The sequence below is a fragment of the bacterium genome (assembly GCA_021159335.1).
Lineage (GTDB): Bacteria > UBP14 > UBA6098 > B30-G16 > B30-G16 > JAGGRZ01.
Genome location: JAGGRZ010000032.1, coordinates 1 through 7114, shown reverse-complemented (window position 1 = coordinate 7114; position 7114 = coordinate 1). Strand labels below are relative to the sequence as shown.

Below are 7114 nucleotides of genomic sequence, written 5' to 3'. Positions count from 1 at the left end.
ACCATCTCGCCGATGAAACCGCCTATAAATAGTATGACTCCTATATTCGCAAGCATCGCAACCAGCGTAAGGAGTGGGCGATAGCCCTTGTTGAATCCGAACCTGAGCACTATGGCGACAATGCCTATAAGAACTGCAAGTCCGAATGTGACAAGCCCCGCTGTGCCAAAAAATAGCATGGGTCTTCGCGCAAATTTTGTCTGGAACCAGACCGATACCATGTCGAAAAGTCCTATAAGAACTCTACCCAGCCCGCGATATTTTGACACTCCCCGTTGGCGAGGTCGCAGAGTTACTGGCTGCTCAACTATTTTGTAGCCATTCTGATGTGCCCAGATAACTATATAACGATGCCAGTCAGGTCTAAAAGGGGTATTCTCGAGAACCTCACGGCGCATCGCCTTCAATGCATTCATGTCCCGAACAGGAACCTTGAAAAGAATTCTCCCAAGCCAGTTGTAAATTTTTGAAACCACAGGCTTTTGATACTTCCCAACCTTGTATCCAGCGACTAAATCTGCGCCATTATCAAGTTTCTCGATCATTGGCGGAATGTCTTCGGGCAAAAATTGCAAATCCGCATCGAAAATAACAATGTAATCTCCATCCGTAGCCTCAAGCCCTGCCTTTACTGCATATGTTTTGCCACGATTTTTGTGGTAGGACACAACCTTAACGAAATCGTATTCTGAGGCCATTTTCTCCGCTACTTCTTTGGTGGAGTCGGTCGAACCATCATCGACAATTATCAACTCAAATTGCGACGGAAGCTTCTCGCGAATTTTTGCGAATGCCTCGACAAGTGGGATAATGTTTTCTTCCTCGTTGTATGCGGGCGCAATAACCGAGAGCTTTTTTCCCTCACCAATCATTTTAAGCTAAATAACCAATAAAACGCTAAATCACAAGCGAAATCAATGAAAGCGTTAAGGTTTTGACATAAGCTACTCTTCATGCTCCTTAGCTTCATCCCAAAATTTGTCCATCAACTCAAGAGTGGGATTTTCTACCCCAAGCTCGCGCAACTTCTTCTCTATATGTCTGAATCGTGAGGAAAATTTCTCATTTGTTTTCCTTAGGGCCATTTCAGCATTTATGCCGAGAAATCGCGCAAGATTTGTTATAGCAAAAATAAGGTCTCCAAGTTCACTTTCAATTCGTGAGTTTCTCTCATTATTAGCTATTGATTCCTCAAGTTCAGCGAGTTCTTCATGCACCTTTTTCAAGACATCCTTTATGTCTTCCCAGTCGAAACCTATCCTTGCAGCTTTTTCCTGCATTCTCTGCGCCACAAGAAGTGCTGGCATACTTTTTGGTATGCCGTCAAGGAGCGATGCATGAGATGAATTTTCTTTGCGCTCCCTAAGTTTTATTTGTTCCCAGTTGTGTAGTATTTCCTCGGTGTCTTTCACTTTTGTTTCGCCAAATACATGTGGATGCCGTCTTATAAGCTTGCTGGTTATTCCAACTATAACATCATTAATATCGAATCGCCCTGCTTCTCGTTCTATATCGGCGTGGAAGAGAACATGCAACAGTATATCGCCGAGTTCTTCTTTCATTGCATCGTAGTCTTTGGAGTCTATAGCCTCAACAAGCTCATACACTTCCTCGATTATATTTGGTCGCAGTGACTCGTGCGTTTGTTCGCGATCCCATGGACAGCCGCCAGGAGCTCTTAGCTTTTTCACGATTTCTACAAGCTTTTCGAAAAGTTCACCCGTTTTTCCGTCCATTCTCGCCTCCAATCAGGTTAACACCCGCTTGTATTTATATCCTCCGTCCGTTTTTTCGGCAATAGCAATTATTTCCCCGTCCGAGTTTTCGATAGCGAATATCTCGCCTGAAGCCACATCATAAGCGAGATGTGGAATTATTTGCCCATGTTTTACCTTCCATGCTTCCATAGGGTCGGCTGAAACCCTTTTTAAGTGGGGGAGAAGCTCGTTAACACTGAGAAGGTATTTTTGAGGTTCGCCTTCCCGTATTGATTTCACTATCTCCTCGAGCGGGATGCCGTCTTCTATTCTGTGAGGTCCAACTCGTGTTCTCTCAAGCCAGCTAAGGTGCGCGCCACAGCCAAGCTTAAAACCTATATCTCTTGCCAGTGCTCTCATGTAAGTTCCAGTGCTGCAAACCACATTAAATCTTACTCTTGGCAATTTGATGTCTATGTCCTCTATGGAAAATATCTTAACCTTGCGAGGTTCAAGTTTTATTTCTACTCCTTTTCTTGCGAGTTTGTAGAGAGGAACACCATAGTATTTTTTTGCACTGTATCGTGGTGGAACTTGTTCTATTTCGCCGATAAACCCTTCTATCACATTCTTTATTGTTTTTTCGTCGACTTCGATTGGCTTTTCGTCTATCACCTCACCAGTCGAGTCATCAGTATCAGTGGTTACTCCGAGAACTATTTCGACGCTGTAACCTTTTACGCCGCTATCTATGAAAGATGCTACTTTTGTGGCTTTGCCTATTAGTACGGGCAAAAGTCCTGTCGCTGATGGGTCGAGAGTGCCGACATGTCCCACACGGCGGGTGCCTAATAATTTCCCTATTATGTTGTCGACACCGCGTGATGTGACCCCTTTGGGTTTTATTACAAGATAACCACCGTTGATGATGTCGTTTTTCGGCATATTACTTTATTCTGACCGGTTTGCCCTCAACGAATTTTACTATGAATGCCTTTGTGTTTGCACCATTCTGGTCGAAGCTTACTGGTCCTGCGGCACCGTTGTAATCGTAAACGCCCGAAAGGAAGTCGCGCATAAGTTCTTGCGTTAGTGCGCCGCTGTTTATCCCATTTATAACGAGCATTGCCGCATCGTATCCCAGCGCAGCTACTCTCGATGGATACCGACCATAAGCAGATTTGTATTCCCGCGCAAACTTTCGCCATTTATCGTAACTCGGGTCGATGTAGAAGTCGTCAGGAATCAAAATAGCGCCATCAAGGTATTTCGCCAGTTTGCGATTTTTGCTCAAATCATCAACCACCCAGCCATTAGCACCGAATATGGTGGTGTTTATGTACATGAATGGAACCTGTGGGAGGATGATTTCTATTTCGTCGTAGTAAGCGGGAAGGAACAATCCATCTATATGGACACTCCAATCCTTGCGTTCCTTAAGCGGACAATCCTCAACTGGTTGGTCGGGTTTGCAATCATAGAATCTTGGGTCTCCCTTAGGGAATCTCGTTATGTACCTGTCGTAAAATTTCAGTATTGGTTCCTTTATCTGAGCCAAAAATGGCGAAAAGTCGAAAGTATTGGTTGGGTAAAATTTGTAGGCAATAATCTTTTTCCCCGCCTCAATTATTGCTTTTGAAAATGCTTCTGCACAGTTGTGTCCAAGTTCATCATCTGGGGCAAGGATAGCGAATGTGTCGTTTTCAGGTTGTGAGGCTGCGAATTTCCCGATGTAGTAAGAGCTTTTTACTGGGCTTGCGAGAAGCTGAAAGACATACGGCGAAAGCTCAGCTATGCCATCTTTTGAGGCTGTAGGAGTTATTAACGGGACTTTATATGTGCCTGCTATAACCCCCGTGGCTGCTGTCTCGTCACTCGTTATAGGACCTATGATACATAGCGGTGTAGTAGTTTTTAATAAGTCGTTTATGGCTATGGCAGCTCTAAGTGGTTCACCACCTGAATCGATTACTTTAAGCTCAACGCTGGTTATTCCTTGCTTGCTGAATGCAAGCTTAGCGCCGTTTATCACCTGACGACCATAGCTTTCGTAGTCCCCGCTTTGTGGAACGAGAAGTGCCACGACGAGATGTTTCTTCAGATAGTTTTCAACCTTGGTTAATTCTTCTTGAAGCATACTTTTGTCTTCGGGGGTATAAAGTCTTTGCAAGAGTTTTCTACCCTCGCGAAGTGCCCTTGCGTGTTCGCCATCGTGCTGAAGTCGTCTGAGCCACCAGACTCCAACCATCCCCTCCAGTGAATGGTCAACGACATCAAGCAATGCAGGGAAACTCTCAGTGGGAAGGTAGCCCCAAAGTAAGTCGTTGAATGATTTTGCTGCTTGGTGCCTTTCGCGAGCATCGCGAGAAAGAAGTGCAATCCCATACGCCTGCGCACTTTTGAGGTAGCTACCTAATTTATAATAGCAGTTGCCAAGATAAAGCGCTGCCCGAAAATATAGTGGATGGTCAGGGAACATTTTCATGAAGTCAGAGAAATCGACGGCTGCAGGGGAGTAGTCGCCCAGTTTATACTCGCATAAAGCCTTCATGTAAATCGCCTTAGCCCGCAAGTCCTTGTCGGATGATTGGATGAAAACCTGGGAAAAAAGAGGTAGTGCATCTTTGTAAGAGCCTTGCGAGTAATATTTTTCAGCAAGCCTGTATGTATCCTTAAGTACGCTATACTGCGCATGCGAGCAAGTTATGATTATCAGAACAAAAACAACCCAAAGAAATCTTTTCCCGGTCATGTTAATTTTCATCCTTGCTGTATGTTTTTGCGTATTTGGAGTATTTTTCTGCGTGTTCCTTGAGGGCTTCGAGGACACTTTCGTCGAGTTTTTTCTTAGGTTGTGCTGGAACTCCTGCCACAAGGGTTAAAGGTGGCACTACCTGCCCCTCTTTGACTACAGCGCCAGCAGCTACGATAGCTCCATCCCCGATTTCTGCTCCGTCCAAAATAACAGCTCCCATACCAACAAGAACCTTGTTTCCTATCTTGCAACCGTGAAGAATAACGCCATGTCCCACTGTAACATCGTCGCCAACTACTACTGGTTTGTCTTCATCGACATGAACGACGCAATTGTCCTGAATACTTGTTCGTTCACCGATAGTTATAGAGTTTATGTCTCCTCTTAGAACAGCACCATACCATATACTTGAATCCTTGCCAATGGTTACATCTCCTATCACAACGGCTGTTTCAGCCACAAAAGCGTCAGAATGTATTCTGGGTTTCTTGCCGTGATGTTCGATAACCATGGTCCCTCCCACTCTATAAAGATTAACTTAAGAAGATATAATTCATTACCTACGCTGTGCAAAGTCAACAGATAAATTCATAGGTGCATCAAAATAAAAGTTAGTCCATTCCTCTTTTACAAAGAGCATCTCATTTTTACGGTTCTTTCAGAAACCTATTAGTTCGTCTGGGCTTAGTCTTGAGAGTATTTGCGACAGCTCTTGCTCCAATGGTGTCTTGGGGTTGTCGAGGTCAAAGTATTGCATGTCCTCAGAAAGAAATATCGGGCAACCAGTTCTTACCGCCAGTGCTATCGAGTCGCTTGGGCGGGCGTCGATAACATAGGTCTCTGTTTCTCCGCGATCTATGTGCAGCAGTGCGTAGAAAGTCTCGTTTTTAAGTCCCGTTATTACTACCCTTGAAAGTTTTGCATTTATCGCAGACAGAATGTCGACTATAAGGTCGTGGGTCATTGGTCTCGGCGGCTTGATGCCAGCAAGTGCCATAGCTATCGAATAGGCTTCAGGGTTTCCTATCCATATAGGCAGCAGTAGATTGTTGTCGCGACGACGCAGAAGCATAGCTATAGCGCCTGATTTCCTATCGAGCGCAAGATATGCAAGTTCACCCTCTACCATAAGTTTATCTCCTAAAATATTTTTCCAAATATAAGATATCGACTCAAAAGACCTGCTGCAATAGCTACCGCCCATTCCACAATGGGTTTTGGAACATTTTCTTCGTTAAGTATGAGCAAACCACGGATTATCACCGCGATAACGACGCCAGCTATTAAGAATGTAGCTTTCCCGAACGATATGGCAACGAAAAGTAGTGCGCGCTCGAAAACAGCAAGCCTACCGAATGGCTCTTCAAATAATCCTATTTCTGGTGCATTAGCTTTCATCTTTTTGACTATGTGAATGATGGTGGGGGCAGCCCATATCGCTATTATAGCGAGCGAAAATTGTAAAAAGGGTAATGTGTATCCATATCTTCGCCCTCTCGAGAAAATCCAAGCCAAAACCATTAAAAAGGCAATCATAATAAGCTGGAACAAAAAGAAGCTTACTCCTTCAGACCTTGCATTGTCTTTGGGTTTGCGAAGAAGCACAGTATCGAGAACAGCATGTGCGAAAACGACTAAAAATATCATCAGGAAAAGCACAGGCCTGTAGAATGCAGCCTCCCCGAAAACGGCAAGGTTAAGCAGAATAACAAAGACAATGTGAAGAAAGAATTTTTTGCCTTCAGTTATGTTGTAAAGCTGCCTATGGTTTCTTAGCGGGAAATCAACAAAAAGATGAGCTGCTAAAAGTCGCCAAAAAATAGCCTGCATAACAATACCCCTCTTTGCTAACTACTCGAAATTAAACTCAATGTTTCAAATTTTGCAAATAAAAAGGTTCATCGTTAAGATAAGACGGAAAAATTAATAATTTGGTAGGGGTTTGTGGTTTTCCTACTTTTCGCTTTTTAGAACCCAGAGCCTTATTTTGGTTTCTATTTCTGGGTGTAGCTTGATTTTTACATTATACACGCCGAGGCTGTCTATGGGTTCTTCAATTATTATCTGTTTTTTATCGACATTGAATCCCTGTCTTTGTAATGCATCAGCAATTTGACCCGCGGATACTGCGCCGAAAGGTCTGTCTTCTTCATCTGTTTCGACGACTATGTCAACTGATGTGCGGGCAAGTTTTTCGGCAAGCTGCTGGAGGTATTTTTTGCGTTTTTCCTCTATCGTAAGCTTGCGCTTTTTAAGCATTTCAATCTGTTTTAAATTGCTCTTGGTCGCAGGGATGGCAAATTTTTTGGGAATAAGATAGTTACGGGCAAATCCATCTTTTACCTCAACTATATCGCCCACATCGCCAAGTTTTGGGTGAGGTTGTATGAGTATTATTTTCATTTCGAACCTGCCTTTTTATCTGTATGTGTAAACTATGTAGGGTATTAGCCCAAGAAATCTTGCCCGTTTTATCTCCCTTGCAAGCCGTCTTTGATGTTTTGCGCAAACGCCCGAATTTCTTCTTGCTATGATTTTCCCTCTGTCGTTGACAAACTTCCTTAGTAGCTCGTAGTTCTTATAGTCGATCTCAAGCGTTGGGTCAAGGCAGAATGGGCAAGGCTTTAATTTTCTTATCGCTTTCTTTTTAGCTTTTTTCTTT

Annotated in this window: 9 protein-coding genes; all 9 read right to left on the bottom strand. The window is 43.6% G+C overall.

Going from position 1 to position 7114, the window contains the following annotated elements; genetic code table 11:
• Positions 1 to 872: glycosyltransferase family 2 protein (locus tag J7J62_02010; GenBank protein ID MCD6123930.1), on the bottom strand; the 872-nt coding region annotated here is incomplete at its 3' end.
• Positions 873 to 944: 72 nt separating this feature from the next.
• Positions 945 to 1736, bottom strand: a complete 792-nt coding sequence (gene mazG, locus J7J62_02005) for a nucleoside triphosphate pyrophosphohydrolase (protein ID MCD6123929.1) — start codon at positions 1734 to 1736, stop codon at positions 945 to 947.
• Positions 1737 to 1748: 12 nt separating this feature from the next.
• Positions 1749 to 2642 (bottom strand): tRNA pseudouridine(55) synthase TruB, encoded by an 894-nt coding sequence (truB, locus tag J7J62_02000; GenBank protein MCD6123928.1) that lies wholly within the window; start codon positions 2640 to 2642, stop codon positions 1749 to 1751.
• 1 nt (position 2643) lies between these two features.
• The gene (locus J7J62_01995; GenBank protein MCD6123927.1) at positions 2644 to 4449 is read right to left on the bottom strand and encodes a penicillin-binding protein activator; all 1806 of its coding nucleotides are present in this window, start codon (positions 4447 to 4449) and stop codon (positions 2644 to 2646) included.
• A 1-nt stretch (position 4450) separates the two neighbouring features.
• Positions 4451 to 4963: a gamma carbonic anhydrase family protein gene (locus J7J62_01990; GenBank protein MCD6123926.1), complete on the bottom strand. Its 513-nt coding sequence runs from the start codon at positions 4961 to 4963 to the stop codon at positions 4451 to 4453.
• A 147-nt stretch (positions 4964 to 5110) separates the two neighbouring features.
• The gene (locus J7J62_01985) at positions 5111 to 5581 is read right to left on the bottom strand and encodes a bifunctional nuclease family protein (GenBank protein MCD6123925.1); all 471 of its coding nucleotides are present in this window, start codon (positions 5579 to 5581) and stop codon (positions 5111 to 5113) included.
• An 11-nt stretch (positions 5582 to 5592) separates the two neighbouring features.
• Positions 5593 to 6282 carry a DUF3307 domain-containing protein gene (locus J7J62_01980; GenBank protein ID MCD6123924.1) on the bottom strand — a complete coding sequence of 230 codons (690 nt, stop codon included), beginning with the start codon at positions 6280 to 6282 and terminating at the stop codon, positions 5593 to 5595.
• Between the two features lie 123 nt (positions 6283 to 6405).
• Positions 6406 to 6855: a 50S ribosomal protein L9 gene (gene rplI / locus J7J62_01975; GenBank protein ID MCD6123923.1), complete on the bottom strand. Its 450-nt coding sequence runs from the start codon at positions 6853 to 6855 to the stop codon at positions 6406 to 6408.
• A 15-nt stretch (positions 6856 to 6870) separates the two neighbouring features.
• A partial coding sequence (locus J7J62_01970; GenBank protein ID MCD6123922.1) for a 30S ribosomal protein S18 occupies positions 6871 to 7114 on the bottom strand: 244 nt, incomplete at its 5' end.

Coding starts and splice junctions, on each gene's coding strand:
- J7J62_01990 (MCD6123926.1), bottom strand. CDS start 4,963: ATGGTTATCGAACATCACGGCAAGAAACCCAGAATACATTCTGACGCT.
- mazG (MCD6123929.1), bottom strand. CDS start 1,736: ATGGACGGAAAAACGGGTGAACTTTTCGAAAAGCTTGTAGAAATCGTG.
- rplI (MCD6123923.1), bottom strand. CDS start 6,855: ATGAAAATAATACTCATACAACCTCACCCAAAACTTGGCGATGTGGGC.
- J7J62_01995 (MCD6123927.1), bottom strand. CDS start 4,449: ATGACCGGGAAAAGATTTCTTTGGGTTGTTTTTGTTCTGATAATCATA.
- J7J62_01980 (MCD6123924.1), bottom strand. CDS start 6,282: ATGCAGGCTATTTTTTGGCGACTTTTAGCAGCTCATCTTTTTGTTGAT.
- truB (MCD6123928.1), bottom strand. CDS start 2,642: ATGCCGAAAAACGACATCATCAACGGTGGTTATCTTGTAATAAAACCC.
- J7J62_01985 (MCD6123925.1), bottom strand. CDS start 5,581: ATGGTAGAGGGTGAACTTGCATATCTTGCGCTCGATAGGAAATCAGGC.